Raw genomic sequence first — 21,755 nt, forward strand, 5'->3', positions numbered from 1 at the left:
TGCTTCCTATGGAAGCTGACTTCGTAAGCACTTCGTTAACTGTTTGTTCCCCTACGTTAATCATAGATGGTTTTAGGAAACACGCATATATTCTCCTCTTAGGAAACGTGTACTAATTTTAAGCATTTAAAGATCTGCTTCGCCTACGTCTATATTCCCGAAAGGGATCGTGATAAACTGAAAGCAATCCACTCAAAGGGAGTGAAAGCGCTCCATGCCTTTCAAAATGAGCTTTTTCAAAAAAATTATGGTATTGATGTTTGTCCTGTTACTACCGGTTATTTTCCTGTACAGCTATTCGTATCAAACCAGCGTACAGGTCATTCAGAACGAGATCGAGGATTCCAGCATTCGTCAGCTCAACTTTTTTCTGAGTCAGGTGGAAAATACAGCTGCGCAGCTGGCTCTGCACTCGATCACATTAAGCAATGAAAGCGGTGAATACGGAGTTCGTGAAATTAGTCAGCTGGATCAGATCAGCAGCTATGTCGCACGTATCAAAACGAGAAAGACGATTGAAGAAAAGCTTCTTCTGTTCAGCAGCTCCAGCAGCTGGCGCAACAATATCTCGGTCTATTCGCCGATTTCCAATATTGCGTTATCAACCTATCCGGTCATCGAATATAAGTTGCCTGAGCTTCAGGAACAGCTGATTACCAAATGGATATTCGAACCCAAGGATAACCGGAGTACAGAAGATCGCTTTTCCTGGTACACGACCGATCCGCCAAGTGCCCGGAACGACCTGTCTACTGCCAATTTGGTCGTGGAGACCAGCTTTTCCACCGATAACTTACGCAATATGCTTGACGATTTTATGACAAATCGTAAGGGAAACCCTTTCTTCTATAGAAATGGATTCGAACCTATTATGAACCGTAAAGGAAATCCCGAGCATATCACCGAATTAGTCCGTTATTTCCAGGATCATCAGCCAGTCATCTCAGGAAGCCACGATCAGGTTATGATATCCGGCAAGCCTTATATGGTCAGCTCGGTTCCGTCAAATGCTTTAGGGTGGACCCTGATCGATTTTGTTCCATTGGATGAAGTGTTATCGCCGATGTATAAAAGCCGCAATTTGTTCTTTTCCGTTATCATCGTACTGATCATTCTGGGCACTGCGATATCTTTTGTGCTCTATCGAAATGTGCAGATGCCGATTCGTGAGTTAATCAATAACGTCCAAAAGCTGAAACGAGGCGATTATTCAGCACGACTGTCCAATCAGCCAAAAAACGAGTTTCATTTTTTATTCAGTCGGTTTAACGAGATGGCTGCTGAAATTCAAGAGCTCATCGAAAAGGTATATGCCGAGAAGCTGCGTTCACGAGAGGCGACACTCAAGCAACTGCAATCGCAAATAAATCCGCATTTTTTTTATAACTGTCTGTTCTTCATTGTCAGTATGTCGAGATTAGGGGAGAACCAGGCTGTCGAAGCTATGGCTACCAATCTTGGCGATTATTATCGCTATACAACACGTGTGGAAAAGCAAAGCTCTACTCTGAAAGAAGAGCTCGGACTCGTGAACAACTACCTGACCATCCAGCAGCTTCGACAGCAAATCAATTATGATATTCAGATTCCACCAGAAATGCTCGACCTGCCAATCCCCCGACTCCTGCTGCAGCCCTTGGTCGAAAATGCGATCATCCATGGGCTGGAGCCGCTCGTAGGGGAGGGGCGAATTACGATCTATATGGAAATGAGCGTGAGCAGCATTAATATCGTCGTTGAGGATAACGGAGTCGGTATGACTGATATCCAGCTTAAGGAGCTGCGCCGTACCTGCTCACAGCCGCTAACAGAAGAAATGGGCTGTGGCGTATGGAATGTGCATCAAAGACTAATCTATATGTACGGTGATGAATCCGGTCTATTGCTCGATCATTCAGAGCTTGGCGGTGTGAAGGCTGTACTTTCAATGAGAAGGGATGTAGCTGTCCATGTTTGAACTGTTAATTGTTGATGATGAAAAGTTTGTTGTTGATAATCTGGCTTCAACCTATCCATGGGAGGATCTGGGTATTACAGCCATACACACGGCCCACTCGGCCCACGAGGCCTTGCAGATCATACAATTTGAAAATATTCATATTGTGATTACTGATATCCGCATGCCGGGTATTTCCGGACTGGAACTGATTGACCAGATCCATAAGCTCTCCAGTAAAACCAAGTGTATATTGCTTTCCGGGCATTCCGATTTCAGCTATGCCCAGCATGCCGTCTCTTCTCGTGCTGTCGCCTATCTCTTAAAGCCCGTTAAGGAAGAAGAATTAATCCAGACCGTACAGACTGCCATCGATCAGATTGAGACCGAATGGAAGGAAGTCACCTCTCATCAGCGTACGTTGTATACCTTAAGCGAGCATCTGCCGCAGTTGCGGAGTGCGCTGCTGAACGATCTGCTGCAGGGCAAATACATACCGCCTCTGATGTTGAACAAAAAGCTCACCATGTTCAATCTGCCGGATCAACGCGACCAGCTTTTTGCCATGATGTTCGTGCGAATGGAGCAAGGGTTCAGTAATTATGATGATTACAGCCGCTCCTTGCTGGAGTTTGGCATCGTCAATATTAGCGAAGAAATTTTTGCTGAGAAATTTCAGCTATGGCAGTGCAAGGACATCTACGATTATTTGGTGTTTGTTATTACACCCAAGGACCCTGGCTTCCTGTCGGACAGCGAAATGAATGAACAAAAAGCTCGTAAAATTCTCGAAAAGCTATCATTGCAGTTGCAGGACAGTGTGACTCAGTTTCTGAAGGGCAGTGTATCGGTACTCATCAGTGATTGGGGCAGCTATCCCGATCAAATTTATCCATTTTACCAAAACTCCATATCCATTATTCGTCGACATCCGGAAAATTTGCATGGTTTTTTTATTAGCTCCAAGCATGTAGTGCCACCTGCTGAATTTCAACCTTTGCATAATTTGTATGAACCACCGATGCTGATTCATCTGCTAGAGGCAGGCCGCTTCAGTGCAGTCGAAGACAAGTTCATGTCCATTATTGATGAGCTCCGTACGAAAAAGGGCTACACCTACGAATATATGCAGGAAACCGCACTAATGCTCGGCTCCGCTGTACTGCAAACCTTGCACAAGCAAGGCCTTTTGCTGGAACAATTCGCTGACATCGGTATTCTGAAAGCTACCGACCATGAAACGCTCGCCTCCATAGACAGTTTGGAAAAATGGGGAACCCGGATGATCGATTCCCTGCGGGATCATGCCGACAAAGAGACCAAAGGCAGCCACCATACGATTATTCAAAAGGTGCAGGAATTCGTGCATGCCCATCTTGATCAAGATGTGTCCCTGCAATCGTTAGCCGATCATGTGTATCTTCATCCTGCCTATTTATCGAAAATCTTCAAGCTCGAAACAGGCGAAGGTATGAGTGACTACATCTATAGATTAAGAATGGAAAAAGCCTCTCATTTATTAACCGAAACCAATGAGAAAATTCATGAAATTTCCCGAAAATCCGGCTATGTAAACCCCTCTCACTTTTCACGTGTATTCAAAAAATATTTCAACATGACTCCCGACGAATACCGCAGCAGGGAAACCTGATGCGGTGCATCATCTATGAATACGAAGTACACGCACACAGCGATACATTGGTGTTGTTGAAAAGGCCGGAAAATAACACACCTCCACAGGTATCTTATTTTCCAGCCTATCTGCTGTTATCCAGCTTCCTCGATAGCAGAGTCACTCAGGATGACCTTGCACGGCCATAATTCTTGTTCACTCAGCTTTCGTGGGTAGCCGCCGTTATTTCACCTGCTCAGCCAGCAGTACTTCCATATCCTCCAGCAGACGCATCGTTTGCACGGCATCTTCGTAGTTCGGCTCTGGCTTGCGGCCGTTCATCAGACAATCGATAAAGTAAACCAACTCATCCTCATAGCCATGATAGGAATGCTTCGGATACAAACCATGGCTCGTATTCCAGCTTAGCGTATCGCCACCTTCAAGCAGCGCGTAAGGCTTGAATTGATCCTTCTTTTGGCTGGGAGGACGGTTATAAACGAGGTTCTTCACATTATCGACCACGACATTTTGACGGTCGCCAATCAGCTCCAGCCGCTCCATCGGATACAGCTCATCCAACAGCGAACCGGACTGAATCGTACCGATTCCACCCGACTCCGACCGGAACGAAATCGTATAGCCAACTCTTTTGTCATCAATAAACACACGCTGCACCTGAGTCAGCTTAATCTCACCCATCATGAAGCGAGCCAAATCCAGATGATGAATCACGTGGTTCAGCTTAAAGTATGCCTCCGATTTATACGGGGTCGTGTTGAATTGCGATTGATACATATGAATACCGCCAAATTCCGGGCGTGACGCAATTTCCTTGGCCATCACATACGAAGTCATAAATCTACGGTTAAAACCAACCATCGCAGTCTTGCCCGATTGTTTCTGCAGCTCGATCAGTTCCTCAGCCTGCTGGCTGGTGGAGCTTGGCGTTTTCTCTACAAAAATATCGATTCCAGCGAGCAAAGCCGCCTTTGCCACCTCGTAATGCATCTGCTCATTAATGACGCATACGATCGCATCCAACGATTCCTTGGCAATCATCTCGTTATAATCCGTATATGTCTGCGGAATGTTGTAGTAGTTCGAGAACCGATTGAGCTTGGCTTCGTCAATATCACAAACAGCAACTACCTGAACCTGCTGTGTCCATCTGAGACATGTGTAAATAAATTCAAACATATGTTTTCCACAGCCTACAATACCCACGCGCAATTTCTTTTCCATGTCATTTCCTCCCGATTCGTTTGTTTCTTCTATATTATAGTAGGAACACATCAGTGAAGCTTCAACATAAAGCACGAATAATTCATAAAATCCGTTGCAGACTCTTAAGTCAACCTTTCACTGCCCCCAAAGACATCCCCTTGACGAGCTGGTTTTTTACGATCGAATAAAAAATAATCATCGGAATGACCGCGATCATCACGGAGGCCGCCATTAACCCGTATTTCACACTGTTCTCATCCTTTGTGAACGATAATGCAACGGACAGCGTACGGTTAGCCCGATCCGGCAGCATAATCAAAGCCGTTAAATATTCATTCCAGTACGCAACAAATGCTAAAATCGTGATCGTGACGATTCCATTGCGGCTGAGTGGCAGAATCACTCTCGTAAATAGCTGCCAAATATTGCAGCCGTCGATTACAGACGCTTCATCAAGCTCCTGCGGGATGGCCCGCATAAACATCACCATCAAAAAAATAGAAACCGGCAGCTCATAAATTACATAGGCAAACACAATCGAATATTTGAATCCAAATACGTGTAGATCGTTAAAAAGCTTGAACGTCATCGGCAAAATGGTCACCGTAGGAACCATCACGGCAGCGGAAAAAATCAGATACACCGCTGAGGCGCCTTTAAATCGAAACCTGGAAATCGCAAACGACAGCGTGAGCACACAAAACAGCAGCAGCACAATGGAAAGTGTCGTAATGCTGACAGAATTCCAAAAGGCGCGGGGAATGTTGCCACCCAGAAGCACCTGCTCATAGTTGGTCCATTTAAAGGACTCCGGAATCAATCGGATACTCGTAAATATCTGGTCGTTATCGCGAAACGAAATACTTAATATCCACAGCAGCGGAAATAATGTCATTAAAGAGTAAGCGATCAATCCGCCATACTTGACGGCTGTCGACAGCTTGCCGACCATGCGACCGCCTTGCATCCTGTTCATTCTCTGGTCCCCCTATCGGTTGTCATTACTGTTCCTTTGAAGTCGTCAGCTTGCGAAATAGCAAAGTCACGACCAGACTGAATACAAAAATCAGGATGGCTATCGCTGTTCCATATCCATATTTCATTCCAACAAATACAGTTTCATACATATAGGTTGCCGGGACCTGTGTGGATTCGCCCGGACCGCCCTTGGTCATAATGAAGACGTAATCGAAGCTTTTGAAGGCTCCCGTTATCGATAAAATCATGCATATTTGCAAAATAGGCCAAATTAACGGAATCGTAATCCGTGTAAACTGCGTCCATGCTCCTGCCCCATCCAGTGTGGCTGCCTCATATACCTCTTCAGGTATATTTTGCATACCCGCCAGCAGAATAATGAAAAAATAACCGATCGTATGCCAGAGAGGAGCAGCAATCACCGCATAGAAAGCCGTATTTTCATCGGCCAGCCAGCTTCTCGACCAATCTCCAAGACCAATCGTTTGCAGAAACAAGTTCAGCAGCCCGATATCCTTGTCATACATTAATGAAAACATCAGTCCGATCGCTGCCGTAGAGATCACCACAGGTAAAAAGAATACAGTCGTAAACCAGTTTGAGCCGCGAATCGGCTTTCTCAGTACGCTCGCCAGAACCAACGCCAGTCCGTCCTTAATCACAATTGCCAGCAATGCCCAGATTAGCACTCTCCAGAAGCCATTCAAAAAAAGCGGATCATGCATAAGATCGATATAATTTTTAAAACCAAGAAATGTCTTCTTCCCGATGCCGCTCCATTCAAAAAAACTGAAATAAAAGGTTTGTGCAAATGGAACTACAAAGAACAATCCATATATCAACAGACTGGGTAGCATAAACAAAATAACCGTCTTACGAAATGCAAGCAACCCCATATTGGATTTGCCTCCTACCTTTACAGGATTAATGAGGCCAACCTGCTCTCGGCGCGAGAGCGGATTGGCCCCGTAGTCTGAATAGCATGAACACATCAAGCTTGATTATTTGCTATAAAATATCGCGTTCAAATCCTCAGCCAGCTTCTCCGGTGTAATCTGTCCGCCGTAGAATGCCCCCATCTTCGATTCGAATTTGGTACGCTGATCCGGTTTCATCACGGCATTCAGCCATTTGTTCGCAGGCAGCTTGGCTGTCAGCTTCTGCGCATCGAATGCCAATCGGCCAATTTTCACAGGATCAACTTCGACACCCTTCATCGGAATGTTTTGTCCAGCTTTCTCTGCGTATGATTTCCCGGCTTCTCGGGACGTTAATCTGCGTAACAGCTCCTGGATGTAGGGACGCTTATCGGTATCTGCCCACGATTTGGCACTGACATAATACAGATTGGTCAGATCCTTTTCAATGGTTTTTGTTTTTTGGGCTCCATCCGGTATAAGCGGAAAATCGATGGCTACCATTTTCGCCTGAATTTCAGGCTTGATTAATGGGGTTGAGAACGAACCACTCTCAAACAAAGCCGATTTTTCGGTATTGATGTATTTGGAAATGACCGCATCCGTATTCAGCGCTACCGCATCTTCCGGTATGTTGCCGACAACCAGCTCCTTCAACAGCGTTAATGCTTTAACCACCTCAGGTACGTTCATCGACTCCTGCCCTGAGTGCATCTTCAATGCTCTCTCGTTCGTCAACATCCCATTCATCACATAATTGTACAAACGATTGGCCAGGCTATCGGCCTGTGTATTAATACCCCAAGGCACATAGCCTTTAGCCTTCAGCGCTTTAGTGGCCGCCAACAGCTCCTCAAAGGTTTGTGGAACAGCGATTCCCGCTTTATCCAGTATTTCTTTGTTGACGAACATTTGCATGAAATACATGACGATAGGTACACCATACGTTTTTCCTTCGAGTGTGGCTGTTTTCCAGAAATCATCATCAAACAGATCCTTAAAAGCGGGGTCCGACTTGACCCAATCGCTTAAGTCCGCCAGCTGTCCAGCCTTCGCAATACCATCCAATCCAAAAACCGGATCCATCCGCCAGTAGTTGAACACATCAGGAATCCTGTCGCTGACCGCATCCATTTTGATCTTGGTTTGAAGGTCGTTCCCCGCCGATTCTTCCATAGCAATCGTCACGTTCGGGAAATCTCTCTTGAATTGATCCAAAATTTGCTGCTGCATGGGGCCCATCGGTTGATTGGCTACATAGTTGGTTGCAAAGCGCAATGTTACTTTGGGACCGTCCTTTTGGGGCTCGGATGCTGCCTGGGTGTTTTTTGTCGGTGCGGATGCTTTGGACGGCTCTGCTCCCTCGTTACCGGAACAAGCGGCCAAAAGCGCGAATACCATGGTGAGCATAAGTACGACTGATACTATCTTTTTCAAGAAAACCCCTCCTGTATATGGATAATTGCTCATATTTCTTAAGCACATTTATATTGTATAATCAAAGCCAGTCGAACTACATGCAATAATCTTCACTCTACTTGTAGATTTATTAGTGCTTTTTGAGAAGGAAGGAGTACCCATAATGCTAAAGGTTCTAATTGCAGACGACGAATATCTCGTCAGGGAAATGCTGAAAAACGCCATAGACTGGCAGGATCAAGGATTTGAAATCGTCGGTGAAGCGGACAATGGGAAACAAGTGTTATCCCAGCTTGCACACACGGTACCTGATCTGGTTATTATCGATATCAATATGCCCATTGTGAACGGGATTGAGGTTGCCAAAGAAATTTATACCCATTACCCGCTCATGCACATGATTATAGTATCCGGCTATAGTGACTTCGAATATGCCAGACAGGCGATTACTTATAAAGTAACGGATTATTTACTCAAGCCGATTGACGATCATGCTCTGCTAACTGCTGTGCAGCGTGTGAAGCATGAGCTGGACAGCCGTGCACTAACAATTCAGAAGCTGCAGCATTGGGACGCATCGGAAAGTGCACTGCAAAGCGTGCGATTTGCCCATTTTATCAAATTATGGGTAGAAAGTTCCTTGTCTAACGAGCAGGTCGCCGCCAATCTGCACGATTTCCAAGTGACGCTGCCATCTGATTATATCCAATGTGCATTAGTGGAGCTAGGACCGTCCTTAACCGAGCTTTCTCCACCGGATTCCGGTTACAGCGATGCCGCTGATAATGTTGTCAGCCAGGTGCTCGAATTAGGCACCAGCTGCTTGAGAAATGCGGGCCTTCCCTGGCATGTGTTACATAGAGTGGATTCCAGAACTTTGACTCTGATCATAGGCTCCACGTATGGGTTCGAGCATTTCCTGCCGGCTGCTCTTGCTGAATGGATGGAAATAGTACATGCCAAGCACTCCTTATCCTTAACAATAGGAATAAGCGAAACCAACAGTGGATACGATAGTCTGCCACAGCTTTACATGTCCTCCCGACAGCAGCTGGCCCGCAAGTTCTATCTTGGGCATGGCAGCATGATTCGACCCACAAGTATTCGGTCGCAGGAAGCTCGACAATCGTATCTGGCTTTTCCAAGAGAAAAACTATCATTTCTTATCCGTTCAGGCCAAACTGCTAATTTGCGTGCGATCCTGAAGGATTATTATGTGGCACTGGCCAACGAACAAACCTACACCCGGGAAGCCGCATTTTTGTTTTCCAGTGAGCTGCTCAATCTCGAAGCCCACAGACTAGTGCAAAAGCAAGTAACATCCGACGTGATCCATCAAGTGGAAACACTTGCAGAGCTTGCTGAAACCACGATTCGTATTCTTACAGAGCTGTCGGTTTCCTATTACCAGGAACAGCTTACGAAGAAGGATGAGCTTGTACAGCAGTCCAAATATTTTATTATGGAAGCACTGGATGACCCGGATTTGAGTGTCGAGCTGCTATCACAAAAGCTGTTCGTCTCGGCCTCTTATTTGAGCCATCGCTTCAAGAAGCTTCAAGGTATAGGGCTAAGTGAATATATCAACACACTGCGTATGCACAAGGCTGTCGAGCTTCTCAGTGAGCAGGATTACAAGCTCCATGTATTAGCAGAAAAAGTCGGATATCGTGATCCCGTTTATTTCAGTAAATGCTTCAAAAAAATGTTTCAAATCTCTTTCTCCGAGTACAAGAGGGCCAGATGAAGCTTTCCTTCGGTTCAATACGCGCACGTATGAATACCATACTGGTACTGATTATTTTGCTTTCCTTTGTCACACTTGGCATTGGGATGTATAACAGGGTGTCAGGCCTGCTGCTCAAGGAAACCAAGCAATCCATCAACTATACGACCGAGGTCCTCGACAGAGATATCCACCAAATGCAGGAGGATATCGATCGGCTGGCCAAAGGCATGTACACCAACAATGAGCTGGGTATGCTGGTCCATACCTTTCCCGACTTCTCGCATCCGCAATACGTCAATAATCAAATCAGCAGCTATTTATATATGAAAAACATGCTTTCTACACGTCCCTATGTAGATTCCGTTTATGTATATCGAGGCAACCAAGCCGTGCTTCAGTTCGGTGCTCAAGTGAAAAAGCCGGAGGAGCGGATATCCAGCCTCGCAGCCTACCCGACGATTGATCAGCTTCCTTCGTTAACCCAATACTGGCTGCCGGTGCGTGCACCGGACGACCCTCCGGAGAAACCGCATTTTATATCCGTATTTATGAATTATTATGACAATTCGTCCTTGCTTAAATCGGGTCTGCTGCAAATCAATATGGAGCTGACCCCTGTATTTCGTATCTTGACGAACAATGTAACGGGCAACCGCAAGTTCTATGTCATCACCCGGGATGGCCAATTGTTATTTGGTACCGATTCGAACAACATGGACAGGATTATGGGACAACTCCGGACCGTTCCGAACCATAGTAGGGAAGGTCTGGAGATGGAGCTGGACAGCAAGTCTTATCTGGTTACCCAATATCCGTCCCAATATGGAGATTGGGTGATCATCAATGCTGTACCGACAGCGGAAATTAACTACAGCAGCCGCAGTGTGCTGGAGTTCATGGTGATCTTCATGATTATAGCCGGGACGCTCATCCTTTCTTTGTCCATATTTATTTCTTCACGGATGCTAAAGCCGGTAACGACATTGACACGACTCCTGCAATCGATCAATTTTGATAAAAAAATTGAATGGACCTTCCGTAATGATATGACTCCCTTAATGGGAGCTTCACATGAGATAGGGCTTTTTAGCCGTACGTTCGGTAAAATGATGGACCGACTCGAAGCGTATACCGTGGAAATCGAGCAAGCCTCGGCCAGACAGCGCAATCTGGAGCTGGAGCTGCTGCTGTCCCAGATCAAGCCACATTTTTTATATAATACACTGGAATCATTTTGCGGGCTGGCAAAGCTGAAACGTACGGATGACATCTACAAGCTGGCCAAATCTCTGGGACTTTTTTACCGGATTTCATTAAGCAAAGGGGCCGCCATCATCACCGTCCGTGAGGAGTTAGAGCATGTTAACAGCTATTTACTCATTGAAAAAATGAAATATAACGATAGATTCGATTATCATATTGAGATGGAGCCATCACTCCAATCGGTCCATATGCTCAAGCTGCTGCTGCAGCCCATTGTAGAAAATGCGATCGCCCATGGCATCCGTCACGTGGAGCATAAAGGCTTCATCCTTATTTACGTACACAAAAACGAGGAATTCATGGAATTCCTCGTTAAGGATAACGGATTCGGTATTTCTCCAAGCATGATGCAGCAATTAAACAATCAGACTTTCGTCTCTACTGGCAGCGGAGGCTTTGGCATTAGCAATATCAAGGAACGAATGCAATTATTTTATGGCGACAGCTGCAGTCTACTATACACCTCGCCTGCACAGGGCGGGACAGAGGTTACGCTGCGCATTCCTCTTCGTGAAACCGATTCTTCCTGAAGCTAGCCGAGTAGTCTGTCAAGATCATCAAGCAGCCGCATCGTACGAACTGTATCCGCAAAGTTAGGCTCCGGCTTCTTACCGTTCATGAGGCAGTCGATGAAATACACCATTTGATCCTCATAACCATAATACGAAAACCGCGGATACAGGCCCAGACTGGAATTCCATACAAGTGCGTCTCCACCGTCCACCAGGTCATAGGGCTTATAATGATCCCTGCGATATCCCTGGGGACGGTTATAAACCAAATTACGAATATTATCCACGACAATATTTTGTTTGTTGCCCAGAAGCTCCAGCCGCTCCATCGGATACATTTCATCGAGAATGGAAGCAGATTGGATCGAACCGATTGCGCCCCCTTTTGTACGGAACGAAATTGTATACCCCACCTGGGTATGTCCAATCGTTTCATCCAAGCTGATTCGCTGCGCATGCGTCAATTCAATCTCTCCCAATATAAAACGGGCCAGATCAAAATGATGGATAATGTGACTCAGCTTGAATTCGGCATCGGATTTATAGGGTGATGCGTTAAATTGCGACTGGAACATATGAATCCCGCCAAACTCCGGACGGTGCGCAATTTGCTTCGCCATCACATATGAGGAGGTAAATCTGCGGTTGAAGCCTACCATCGTGGTACGTCCCGTCTGCTCCTGTATGTGCAGGAGCTCTTCGGCCTGAGCTGTATTCAGGCAAGGTGTTTTCTCGACCAGTACATCAATGCCCGACAGCATAGCAGCCTTCGCCACCTCATAATGCATCTGTGGATTAATGACGCAAATGATGGCATCCAACGGCTCCTTTTCGAACATTTCACGAAAATCCGTATAACGCTTGGGGATATTATAATGACCTGTGAACTTGTCCAATCGTGCCTCATCGATGTCACATGCCGCTACAACCGATACCGGCTTGGCCCATCTTAACGTATTGTACATAAATTCGAACATGTGCCGGCCACAGCCGACAATTCCTATTTTGAGCTTAGTATCCATATCTGAATCGACTCCTTTTCTTACTAAAGTGTATAATTAAAAAGGGGTCGAAGCATCAATATAACCTATGGAAAATTCATAAAATCCGCTGTGGCACCTACACTTGACCTGTACTGCCTTGGTGTCATCTTCACAAGCTGCTGGAACGAACGATAAAAAGAAGCGTGATTCGGGAATCCGCTTTGCAGAAATACATCGGTAACCGGAATATCGCTACCAATCAGCAGCCGCTGTGCTTCCTTCACCCGCATTTTAATTAAATACTCCTTGAAACCGTCTCCAATAATCTCTTTGAATAAATGATAAGTGCGGGATGGGCTTAGGGAAATATGTGCGGCTACATCCTCCAAATGAATCGTCTCGGTATAATGCTCCTTAATAAATTGCAGCGCCGGGAATATCCTGTTGAATGAAGTTAACGTCACATTCCATTCCTGCTCGCTCAGCAGTGACCGATAATAGCGGGCAAGCAGGACACACGTCTGCTGCAGCGCCCCAACCACATAGCTTTTATAGCCGATTTGCTTCTGCTCCAATTCCTCCCCCATACCCAGCATCAACCGACCGATCTCCTGCGCTATCGGCAGGTGGCCTATAATCTGGTTGCGAATGACAAAAGACTTGGAGTTAAAGGGCAGAAGCAGCTCAGGTTCACTTGTTTCCAATATGGAGGGTCGGAAATATATAAAAAGAAACCGGCACATTTTGTCCGGATCACAGTTGGCGATATGAGGCTGCGTCTGATTCACTACAAATACATCACCAGGACGCACGGGGTAAGTTTCATCGTTAATATGGAACCAGCCTTCCCCCTCGATGCAATATCCAAGCTCCACAAACGGATGCCAATGCTTGGTGACCGTGTTGGCTCGGATCGTTCTTCTGGCCATATCGATGGGAAAAGCGTGGTCCAAATCCATTTTTTCCTTACGCATGCGGGTCCTCCTGTAAGCCTATAAAGGTTCAAAGCGTTATTGATTCCATCATAGTTGGGGAGGACCTTATTATCAAGTTTTTTCTAAATTATACTCTCGCCTTCTCTTCCCGCTCATATAAATCCGGCCTGCGGTCATAGAAGGGAGCGACGACGCCATGCTTGCGGTTTTTGTGGAGCTCGGAGAAATCGACCGTCGTATATACGGCCATATTTTCGTTCAACCGCCCAGACATCAAGATTCCATCATTGGGAAAAGGAACATCGCATGGTGCGAATACTCCCGCCTGACAATGGCCCTCATCGATCTGGGGACGACCCACGGGCAAGGAGCCGACGATCCCGCTTAAGGCCACGAACAATTGATTTTCAACGGCACGTGCCTGGCAGCAATGCCGGACGCGATGATATCCCGCCGCAGAATCCGTATAAGAGGGACACAAGATCAGCTCTACGCCTCTGGCTGCAGCAATTCGCGCAATCTCAGGAAATTCGATATCGTAACAGGTTAAGATGGCTGCTTTGCCCCAACGGGTATGAATGATATTAAGTGAATCGCCGCCTTTCAGCAGCCAGCGGTGCTTTTCCTCAGGGGTAAGATGGAATTTATTTTGCGTCTCCACCCGGCCATCAGGAAAGAACATAAATGCCGTGTTCACGTACCCGTCTGCTTCCTGACAAATATGACTGCCTGCCACTATCACCATATCGGTTTCTTTACTATGATGCTGAAAGAAATTCCGGTAAACGGTCGTAAAGCTGTCCAAATACCGGCACGCTTCTTCATTATCCATAGCTGGAACGAGCGACAGCAAGTGCGCCGTCACATATTCCGGTAAAACTACCAGCTCCGCCTCCTGCCTGACTGCCTCCTGCAGCTTCTCGGCCATCAGTTCCCAGTAATGCTCAGCGGAATGAATGTCGGTCAAACCGTATTGAATCGTAGCAATTTTCAGTGTTGTCATAGTGGCGTGACTCCTTCACAATAGAAAAACGAATTTAGGAACGAATTTGCAGCGAATAAATATCGGTTCGTCGATCCCCTATTGTCAAAACTTCCTTCGTTTTTCTGTAACGCTGCAGTACCTCCAGATCGATCTCGGCCATAATAACCGTTTCTGTATTTTCACTGCATTCTGCGGCCACACCGTCACGGGGGAATGAGAAGTCGGATGGTGTATAAATACCGGATTGGGCGTATTGGATATCGATATTTTCAACATGCGTCAGATTGCCTACTGTGCCAGCGGTCACAACGAACATTTGATTTTCAATCGCTCTCGCCTGGGCACAATATTTGACACGTAAAAAGGTTTGGCGGTCCTCCGTACAATACGGTACAAAAATAATTTGCGCCCCTTCTTCAGCAACAATGCGTGAAATCTCAGGGTACTCAATATCACTGCTGAGCTGGATCGAAATTTTACCGCAATCCGTATCGAATACTTCCAACCGATTGCCACCGTTGATTCCCCACCACTTGCGTTCGTTAGGGGAAATATGCAGCTTATACTGCTGGGCTATCGTCCCGTCGCGGCGAAATAAATGAGCTACATTATAAATACGATTATTTTTCTCTAAAAAATGTGAGCCCCCGATGACATTGACGTTATATTTCACAGCCAGATCGGAAAAGAGCTCCACATAATTCGGTGTGAATTCGGTCAATTTGCGGACAGCCAAGCTGGGTGAGCGCTCCTCCAGGAAGGATAATAGCTGCATGGTCACATTTTCCGGAAATACGGCAAAGTCCGATTTATAATCTGAGGCCACATCCACATAATGCTCGCATTGGGTAGCAAACTCCTCAAACGATTCAATTTTCTTCATCATATATTGAACGACACATACCCGCACGGGAAATGACATTTTGTAATGGATCTTGGAGATCTTCGGTTTATACTCAATGTTGTTCCATTCCAGCAGTGTCGCATAGGTCATCGATTCCTGATCATCGGGTAAATAGTTCGTTATGATCCGTTTCAGCGTGAAGCCGTTCATCATCTGGAAGGTCAGCACGGGATCATAAATGTTTTGCTGTAATACCTCTTCGGCATATGCTCTCGGCGACATTTTATCGCTATATTTATGATAGAGCGGAATACGTCCACCTACAATAATGCTTTTCAGATTCAGCTCCTCGGCCAACCGCTTCCGCGCTTCATACAAACGTCTGCCAATCTTCATACGGCGGTAATCCGGATGGACCATGACCTCCATGCCGTACAAATTTCCGCCCAATGGATTGTGCGTACGTATGTATCCTTTATCCGTAATTTCCGCATAGGTATGCTGCTCCAAGTATTCATCGAAGTTGACGATCAGACTGGAGCACGAACCGATAATAATCCCATCATATTCGACACAGATTTGCCCCTCCGGGAATATACGGATATGGCTTTCCAACTGCTCGATTTTCCAAGGCAGCATATTCGGAAAACAGACATTTTGCAGCTCGATAATATTTTCAAAGTCGGCACGCACAATATTACGGATAATGATTTTTTTTTCAAATTGCGAAATATCACCTTTGGTCATATAGACTCTCCACTCTTTCAATATGGTCTTTATTCATTATATATAGGAAGTACTATCTGAATATTTAGTGTGTGTAAACATAATGTAAACAATCAGCTTCTTGGAAAATGGTGATTTATATTTACAATTTATTTATATTTTCATAACGTTCTCTTTACAATGGCCTCTTATACTATGCATATTGTCATTATTCTGATGAAGAGGTGTATCCATGAAACGCAGCAGTAAACTATTGACCAGTATGACCGCAGGCGCCTTATTGATCACAAGCCTGACAGCCGCTACGGCTTTTGCGGAAACTAAGGATGTACCAGTAAGAAAAACATTTGAAAACATGCAGGGCAAGCTGACCTGGAACGAAAAGGATCGCAGTGTACAAATCGTGGTCGGCAGCGTACAGGCTGTGCTCAAGCTCGATTCCGATGAAGCAACACTCCAGGGCAAGCTGTTCAAATTAAATAAAAAGCCTTATCTGGCGGATTCCTTGATGCAAATCTCACCTGAAACCTTCCAGTCTATTCAACAGGTTGCAATTGTAGAACAAAACAAAACCGGCTACGAGGTGGCTAGCACCTTCAAAATGCCGGGTGGCAAAGCCGAGATCGCGTCATCCACACCGGATGGTAAACGTTTGGTCGTTACCGAGGATGATCTGGGCAGTATCAGCATTTTGAATATTGAAGATGTGACTAAGGTTAGTGTCTTGAAGCAAGTCAGCTTCAAAAGCCTTTCTGATAAAGCGACCGTTACCAGTGTGGCCGTAACTCCTGATGGCAAATATGCACTGGCTGCTATCCGCACAGGTGATGATGTAACGAATGCCAACAAAGGTATAGTTGCCGCAGTCGATTTAAATACGTATAGTATCGTCAAGTCCTATGAGGTTGGTATCGGACCTGACAGTATAGTAATATCCAAAGACGGCAAATATGCGGTCATTGCGATTGAAGATGAAGAAATTGATGTAGCGAAGGACGAAATCGATTATAAAAATGCCAAACGTCCAGGCTCGATCGCAATCATCAGCTTTGCAGGTGGAGACGTTGCAAAAGGCGAGCTTACCGATATTAAAATAGATTTATCCAATGTCAAGGGAGCTATCTACCCTCACGATCCTCAGCCTGAATATGTTGCAATCAGTCCTGACAGCTCTACAGCCGCAATCACTTTGCAGGAAAACAATGCAATTGCCATCGTGGATCTGAACAAAAAAGCGATTACCAAAATTTTCTCACTTGGTGTTACCAAGCATAAGGCCGATTTAAAAACAGATGACAAAGTGTCGATCACTGAAGAGCTGACCGCTCGTCCAGAGCCGGATGGTATCGCCTTTATAGCTGACGGCAAATACCTGTTCACCGCCAATGAAGGCGATCTGGGCAAAGACGAATTCAAGGATGGCGTTCGTTCGGGCGGACGCAATGTGATGGGCTGGGATTTAGATGGAAATGTGATCTATGACAGCATGGAACTCATCGATCAATCTGCCGCTCTAGTAGGTCTTTACCCAGAAAGCCGCAGCGGTAATCGTGGCAGCGAGGTTGAGAACCTGACTATCGCCGAAGTGAACGGTAAGCAAATCATGGCGGTAGCTGCTGAACGTGCAAGCGTGATTCTGTTCTTCGAGGTAACCGATCCCAAGAAACCAAATTACCTGGGCTTGCTTCCTTCAGGTACTTCACCTGAGGGTATTCACAAGGTTGGCGGACGCAACCTGTTCGTCAGCGCTGATGAAGTAGCTGGAACGATTACTTTCTACCAAGGTAAATAATTTCGTAAGGATATTTGACCGCGCAGCGAGACTTATTCATCGCACTTCCCAATAACAACGAATACACCTCCAAACCACAATTCAAGTGGGATTTGAGAGGTGTATTTATTTATTCCACGCTACTCAATCACGAGCCAGCTTTACAACAGTTTGGTCGTTTCGTTCTTGATGGAAGCTTTGTCAGCAGGCTCTTCATCCTCTACGATGCTGCGCGTAGAATTCCTGAATTCGCGGAGTGTGTCCCCGAAGGCTCTGCCGAGCTGCGGCAGCTTGGAGGGTCCAAACACGATCAGAGCGATAGCCAGAATTAACACTAAGCCTGAAACACCAATATTGTTGAACATATGGATTCTCCTTTCTTACCTTGATGATCAGGAGCCAGTCAAATCAAATGAAGACGGCTCCTATGTATGCATCCTTTGCTGCAATACAGACTTCCTTAGCTGTTCGTCGGGGTATGCTGCATGGCCCGCCACTGCCTGCCTGAAATGAATACACTGATTTCAAACAGCAGGAACAAAGGAACGGTTACCGATAGATGAGAAATCATATCCGGTGGCGAAATGCACGAGCCTACAATGGCCAGGATGATATAGGCATACTTTCGTGTCATTTTTAATCGCTCTGGTGTCAGCAGCCCCAATTTGGTTAGAAACATCAGAACTACTGGCATTTCAAAGGCTACCGCCATCGGAAACACAATTTCGTATAAAAACGAAAAGTAGCGGTCGATTCCATACGTTTCCACAGCGCCTATCGTCAGGTTCATGGTCTTCATGAAATGCAGCATCATCGGGAACACAACCATGTAACCAAAGGCAGCCCCAGCTAAAAACAGCACAAACGCCGCAGGAATATAGGGTAAGGTACTTCTGGCCTCAGCCTCTGTAAGCCCTGGTCTCACGAACCCCCACAACTGATGGAGAATGACAGGCACCGCGAACAGCAGAGCAAACAGCAAAGCACACTTCATATAGATGAGCAGCCCATCCGTAAATGAAAATACGTTCCATTCAATCCCGCTCGCTGTTGGCTGCGATTTGATGTAACGTAAAATACTCGGCGACAAGTAAAGTCCTACACAGAGTGCGGCAATAAACCATGAACCCACGATAATTAACCGCTTCCTGATCTCCGCCAAATGCAGTACCCAGTCCTCCAGTTCCATCCGATCCCCACCCCATTAGAAGCTAGATTGCAGAATCCGTGTATTCACACCAGAGATCCGCCTTTTTTTATATACTGAGAGACCCCTTCTGCCGCCCGATATGCGAGTGCGCCAACGGTTCCTGTAGGATTATAGCCGCTGTTATGCGGAAATGCGCATGCCCCGACAACGAATATATTTTCGTGATCCCACATTTGCAAGTAAGAGTTAACAGCAGAAGTGGATGGGTCAGCTCCCATAATCGCTCCTCCAGTATTGTGAGTCGATTGATAAGGAACAATGTTGTATGGCCCCAGTTGATCAGCCGATCCCATCGTCGTCGGTTTCATTTCTTTCATAATTTCAGCGGATTTACCTGCGACGAATTTGATCATTTCACGATCCTGATCCTCAAAGTCAAAGGTAACTCGAATCAAAGGCAGTCCGTACGCATCTTTATACGTCGGGTCCAGATCGAGATAATGATGCTTCCAAGGCATACTGCTGCCCTGCGGAGATACCGCCAGCACACTATTGGCATATTTGATCGATTGCTTCTTGAATTCTTTTCCCCACGATGGGGTTCCCTTGGGCACGGAATTGGTTGCTATCGGTCGAAGCCCTGTCTGGGAAATCCGAATTCCTGCTCCATGAATAAAATTGAGATTCGTATGATCAAAGTTGTCTCCATTGAAATCAGGAACTTCGATTCCGAGTGATCCGGCCCCTGCATACAAATTGAATTCTCGATCATCAAAGAATCCCGTAGCTGCTCCCCCGTTTGTTTGATAAGCGTAGTTCTTGCCGATCACCCCTGTTCCCGAAACGGGATCATAGGGCTTACCCAGTTTGGAAGTCAGCAGCAGGCGAACATTGTTGAACACATAGCTTGCCATGATCACCACATCTGCTGGCTGTTCAAATTGCTCTCCTGTGACGGTATTCACATAGACAACCCCGCTTGCCTTCTTGCCGTCATTCAAAATTTGAATCACATTCGAGTAGGAACGAAGATCCAGATTGCCCGTTTTCTGAGCAACAGGTAGGACTGTCACCACCGGATCCGCTTTGGCTCCATATTCACAGCCGTATCGTTCACAGTAGCCGCAGTATTGACAGGCAGCCCGAGTGATACCGTCAGGATTCGTGTACTGCTCGGAAAGATTCGCGGATGGCATCATGTACGGGTGGTAACCGAGCTTCTTTGATGCCTCTTCGAATAATTTGAGCACTGGAGTCCGAATCATCGGCTTGGTTGGAAAAGGATTGGTTCTTTTCCCTACAAGCGGATTTTGTTCGGGGTCACCGGATATGCCCGCCATCTTCTCAAATTTATCAAAGTATGGTTCCATTTGATCATAGGTAACACCCCAATCCTGGATCGTCATCCCTGCCGGAATTTTGTTTTTTCCATATTTTTCGACGGTTTTACTGTAGATTTCAAAATCATAGGGTAGGAACCGATACGTTTGTCCATTCCAGTGAACCCCTGCGCCGCCAAGCCCCTCACTAAGCAGGAAGGAGCCATATTCCCTCATCGGTACGGCTGCAATCTTTTCGGTGTTGCGAAACGTAATCGTTTCCTTGGATAAATCCTGCATCAGCTCATACCGCTGTGAATAACGCAGCTCATCATGCACCATATAATAATCTTTGGTGCTCCGAGGCTTCCCGCGCTCCAATCCGACAACCTTTATGCCCTCCTTGGTCAACTCGGCAGCAATGATTCCGCCCAGAAATCCCATGCCCACGATCACTACCGGAACCTTTGGCAATACTGTAGCCATTTATTTTCCTCGCTTTCTTGTATGGTTGTCTGCTCTGCTATTGATTTAATGGGTAACAAAATGATTACGTAGACTTCTCGGCTCCATCAAGACAAATTGTTCCTTGTCCATAATTTGGGTGTAGCTCATTTGATTGCCTGGATATTTGCGCATTTTCCAACCAAGCATATTTTTGTTGCCGCCGTATAGCGGATCCGAATAAGCTCCTTCTATCGTTAAAGTGCGCAGCATGTTGAAAAAGGTTTTGCCCGTGACCCCATTCACAACCATGATTTCGCCCTTTTCCATCATCGTGAGAATGGCGATCTTCTCCTCCTCGGCCAGATCAACAAAACCTTTTGTGTATTTTTTCTGGCTGGCATCCTCCAAGGATTGCAGCCCCATCGTAAACAGCTCATTACGTCGAATGCTTTGATAATCGCCCTGAGTCACTTCCCCCTTAACAAAAGGGCCCGTCCGATATTCGCGGGCGTTCACGCCCCAGCGGCTGGACATCTGATGATCTATGTAGAAGGCAACACCCAGTTCTGTAGCTCCCGGACCTAGCTCATCCTTTGGAAAAATACATTCTGCTGCTGCTTCCGTCAGCTGAAGCTGAGTCTGATCAAAAAACATCGGAGCCTGATTGTAATCAATCGTTGAGGCTTCAGTGCCAGGTGCGGGTGCTGGGGCAGGAGTTTCTGAAGGTTTGGTAAATCCGCCGGTGAGCGCTTTGGTCAGCACTCCACCCACAACCACCCCACCGATAGCGGCACCGGAATATTTCAAAAAACGACGTCGTGAATCGTTTGATGGACGTTCTGTATCCTTTTCTTCCATGATACCAATCTCCTTTTGATTTGGATTATTGAGCTTCATTTTGTAATAAATGGACGTTGCGTATATTTTGATCTCCGGACGGACATTTTATGCAAACAAACTGTTTTTCACAAAATAGCTGAAGTAAGAACCAACAATAAGGAG

General features: G+C 46.1%; 17 protein-coding genes. 5 read left to right on the forward strand and 12 right to left on the reverse strand.

Going from position 1 to position 21,755, the window contains the following annotated elements:
- Window positions 1-214: 214 nt before the first annotated feature.
- Window positions 215-1,957, forward strand: a complete 1,743-nt coding sequence (locus OB236_RS02185; protein WP_262682475.1) for a sensor histidine kinase — start codon at window positions 215-217, stop codon at window positions 1,955-1,957.
- Complete coding sequence (locus tag OB236_RS02190; protein WP_262682477.1) at window positions 1,950-3,587, forward strand: response regulator transcription factor; 1,638 nt, start codon at window positions 1,950-1,952, stop codon at window positions 3,585-3,587. Before OB236_RS02185 ends, OB236_RS02190 begins: the two co-directional genes overlap by 8 nt.
- 204 nt (window positions 3,588-3,791) lie before the next feature.
- On the opposite strand, the gene OB236_RS02195 is transcribed toward OB236_RS02190, so the two are convergent.
- From OB236_RS02195 to OB236_RS02210, 4 genes are all read right to left on the reverse strand, one after another.
- Complete coding sequence (locus OB236_RS02195; protein ID WP_262682478.1) at window positions 3,792-4,793, reverse strand: Gfo/Idh/MocA family protein; 1,002 nt, start codon at window positions 4,791-4,793, stop codon at window positions 3,792-3,794.
- Window positions 4,794-4,902: 109 nt separating this feature from the next.
- Window positions 4,903-5,751: a carbohydrate ABC transporter permease gene (locus OB236_RS02200; RefSeq protein ID WP_262682479.1), complete on the reverse strand. Its 849-nt coding sequence runs from the start codon at window positions 5,749-5,751 to the stop codon at window positions 4,903-4,905.
- 25 nt (window positions 5,752-5,776) lie between these two features.
- On the reverse strand, window positions 5,777-6,649 hold the full coding sequence (locus tag OB236_RS02205; protein ID WP_076228139.1) for a carbohydrate ABC transporter permease: 873 nt from the start codon (window positions 6,647-6,649) through the stop codon (window positions 5,777-5,779).
- A gap of 105 nt (window positions 6,650-6,754) precedes the next feature.
- On the reverse strand, window positions 6,755-8,107 hold the full coding sequence (locus tag OB236_RS02210; RefSeq protein WP_262682481.1) for an ABC transporter substrate-binding protein: 1,353 nt from the start codon (window positions 8,105-8,107) through the stop codon (window positions 6,755-6,757).
- Window positions 8,108-8,252: 145 nt separating this feature from the next.
- On the opposite strand from OB236_RS02210, the gene OB236_RS02215 reads away from it, so the two are divergent.
- Both OB236_RS02215 and OB236_RS02220 read left to right on the forward strand, forming a co-directional pair.
- The gene (locus tag OB236_RS02215; protein ID WP_262682482.1) at window positions 8,253-9,836 is read left to right on the forward strand and encodes a response regulator; all 1,584 of its coding nucleotides are present in this window, start codon (window positions 8,253-8,255) and stop codon (window positions 9,834-9,836) included.
- Window positions 9,833-11,611 carry a cache domain-containing sensor histidine kinase gene (locus tag OB236_RS02220; RefSeq protein WP_262682485.1) on the forward strand — a complete coding sequence of 593 codons (1,779 nt, stop codon included), beginning with the start codon at window positions 9,833-9,835 and terminating at the stop codon, window positions 11,609-11,611. Before OB236_RS02215 ends, OB236_RS02220 begins: the two co-directional genes overlap by 4 nt.
- Window positions 11,612-11,613: 2 nt before the next feature.
- Here OB236_RS02220 and OB236_RS02225 read toward each other — a convergent pair whose 3' ends face one another.
- From OB236_RS02225 to OB236_RS02240, 4 genes are all read right to left on the reverse strand, one after another.
- Window positions 11,614-12,615, reverse strand: coding sequence for a Gfo/Idh/MocA family protein (locus OB236_RS02225; RefSeq protein WP_262682487.1), 1,002 nt, complete (start codon window positions 12,613-12,615; stop codon window positions 11,614-11,616).
- Window positions 12,616-12,680: 65 nt separating this feature from the next.
- On the reverse strand, window positions 12,681-13,550 hold the full coding sequence (locus OB236_RS02230) for an AraC family transcriptional regulator (protein WP_262682489.1): 870 nt from the start codon (window positions 13,548-13,550) through the stop codon (window positions 12,681-12,683).
- Between the two features lie 88 nt (window positions 13,551-13,638).
- Window positions 13,639-14,514 carry a carbon-nitrogen hydrolase family protein gene (locus OB236_RS02235; protein ID WP_262682491.1) on the reverse strand — a complete coding sequence of 292 codons (876 nt, stop codon included), beginning with the start codon at window positions 14,512-14,514 and terminating at the stop codon, window positions 13,639-13,641.
- A 34-nt stretch (window positions 14,515-14,548) separates the two neighbouring features.
- On the reverse strand, window positions 14,549-16,087 hold the full coding sequence (locus tag OB236_RS02240; protein ID WP_076228154.1) for a bifunctional GNAT family N-acetyltransferase/carbon-nitrogen hydrolase family protein: 1,539 nt from the start codon (window positions 16,085-16,087) through the stop codon (window positions 14,549-14,551).
- Window positions 16,088-16,298: 211 nt separating this feature from the next.
- On the opposite strand from OB236_RS02240, the gene OB236_RS02245 reads away from it, so the two are divergent.
- On the forward strand, window positions 16,299-17,858 hold the full coding sequence (locus tag OB236_RS02245; RefSeq protein ID WP_262682494.1) for a choice-of-anchor I domain-containing protein: 1,560 nt from the start codon (window positions 16,299-16,301) through the stop codon (window positions 17,856-17,858).
- 140 nt (window positions 17,859-17,998) lie between these two features.
- Here OB236_RS02245 and OB236_RS02250 read toward each other — a convergent pair whose 3' ends face one another.
- The 4 genes from OB236_RS02250 to OB236_RS02265 form a co-directional block, all read right to left on the reverse strand.
- Entirely contained in the window at window positions 17,999-18,202 is a 204-nt protein-coding gene (locus tag OB236_RS02250; RefSeq protein ID WP_076228158.1) for a twin-arginine translocase TatA/TatE family subunit, read from the reverse strand.
- A gap of 95 nt (window positions 18,203-18,297) precedes the next feature.
- Entirely contained in the window at window positions 18,298-19,026 is a 729-nt protein-coding gene (gene tatC, locus OB236_RS02255) for a twin-arginine translocase subunit TatC (protein ID WP_262682497.1), read from the reverse strand.
- A gap of 44 nt (window positions 19,027-19,070) precedes the next feature.
- Window positions 19,071-20,792: a GMC family oxidoreductase gene (locus tag OB236_RS02260; protein ID WP_262682498.1), complete on the reverse strand. Its 1,722-nt coding sequence runs from the start codon at window positions 20,790-20,792 to the stop codon at window positions 19,071-19,073.
- A 45-nt stretch (window positions 20,793-20,837) separates the two neighbouring features.
- The gene (locus OB236_RS02265; protein ID WP_262682500.1) at window positions 20,838-21,611 is read right to left on the reverse strand and encodes a gluconate 2-dehydrogenase subunit 3 family protein; all 774 of its coding nucleotides are present in this window, start codon (window positions 21,609-21,611) and stop codon (window positions 20,838-20,840) included.
- Window positions 21,612-21,755 lie beyond the last annotated feature (144 nt).

It is taken from the genome of Paenibacillus baimaensis (genome assembly GCF_025567575.1).

Coding starts and splice junctions, on each gene's coding strand:
- OB236_RS02205 (WP_076228139.1), bottom strand. CDS start 6,649: ATGGGGTTGCTTGCATTTCGTAAGACGGTTATTTTGTTTATGCTACCC.
- OB236_RS02245 (WP_262682494.1), top strand. CDS start 16,299: ATGAAACGCAGCAGTAAACTATTGACCAGTATGACCGCAGGCGCCTTA.
- OB236_RS02225 (WP_262682487.1), bottom strand. CDS start 12,615: ATGGATACTAAGCTCAAAATAGGAATTGTCGGCTGTGGCCGGCACATG.
- OB236_RS02215 (WP_262682482.1), top strand. CDS start 8,253: ATGCTAAAGGTTCTAATTGCAGACGACGAATATCTCGTCAGGGAAATG.
- OB236_RS02240 (WP_076228154.1), bottom strand. CDS start 16,087: ATGACCAAAGGTGATATTTCGCAATTTGAAAAAAAAATCATTATCCGT.
- OB236_RS02260 (WP_262682498.1), bottom strand. CDS start 20,792: ATGGCTACAGTATTGCCAAAGGTTCCGGTAGTGATCGTGGGCATGGGA.
- OB236_RS02195 (WP_262682478.1), bottom strand. CDS start 4,793: ATGGAAAAGAAATTGCGCGTGGGTATTGTAGGCTGTGGAAAACATATG.
- OB236_RS02235 (WP_262682491.1), bottom strand. CDS start 14,514: ATGACAACACTGAAAATTGCTACGATTCAATACGGTTTGACCGACATT.
- OB236_RS02265 (WP_262682500.1), bottom strand. CDS start 21,611: ATGGAAGAAAAGGATACAGAACGTCCATCAAACGATTCACGACGTCGT.
- OB236_RS02250 (WP_076228158.1), bottom strand. CDS start 18,202: ATGTTCAACAATATTGGTGTTTCAGGCTTAGTGTTAATTCTGGCTATC.
- tatC (WP_262682497.1), bottom strand. CDS start 19,026: ATGGAACTGGAGGACTGGGTACTGCATTTGGCGGAGATCAGGAAGCGG.
- OB236_RS02190 (WP_262682477.1), top strand. CDS start 1,950: ATGTTTGAACTGTTAATTGTTGATGATGAAAAGTTTGTTGTTGATAAT.
- OB236_RS02220 (WP_262682485.1), top strand. CDS start 9,833: ATGAAGCTTTCCTTCGGTTCAATACGCGCACGTATGAATACCATACTG.
- OB236_RS02200 (WP_262682479.1), bottom strand. CDS start 5,751: ATGAACAGGATGCAAGGCGGTCGCATGGTCGGCAAGCTGTCGACAGCC.
- OB236_RS02185 (WP_262682475.1), top strand. CDS start 215: ATGCCTTTCAAAATGAGCTTTTTCAAAAAAATTATGGTATTGATGTTT.
- OB236_RS02230 (WP_262682489.1), bottom strand. CDS start 13,550: ATGCGTAAGGAAAAAATGGATTTGGACCACGCTTTTCCCATCGATATG.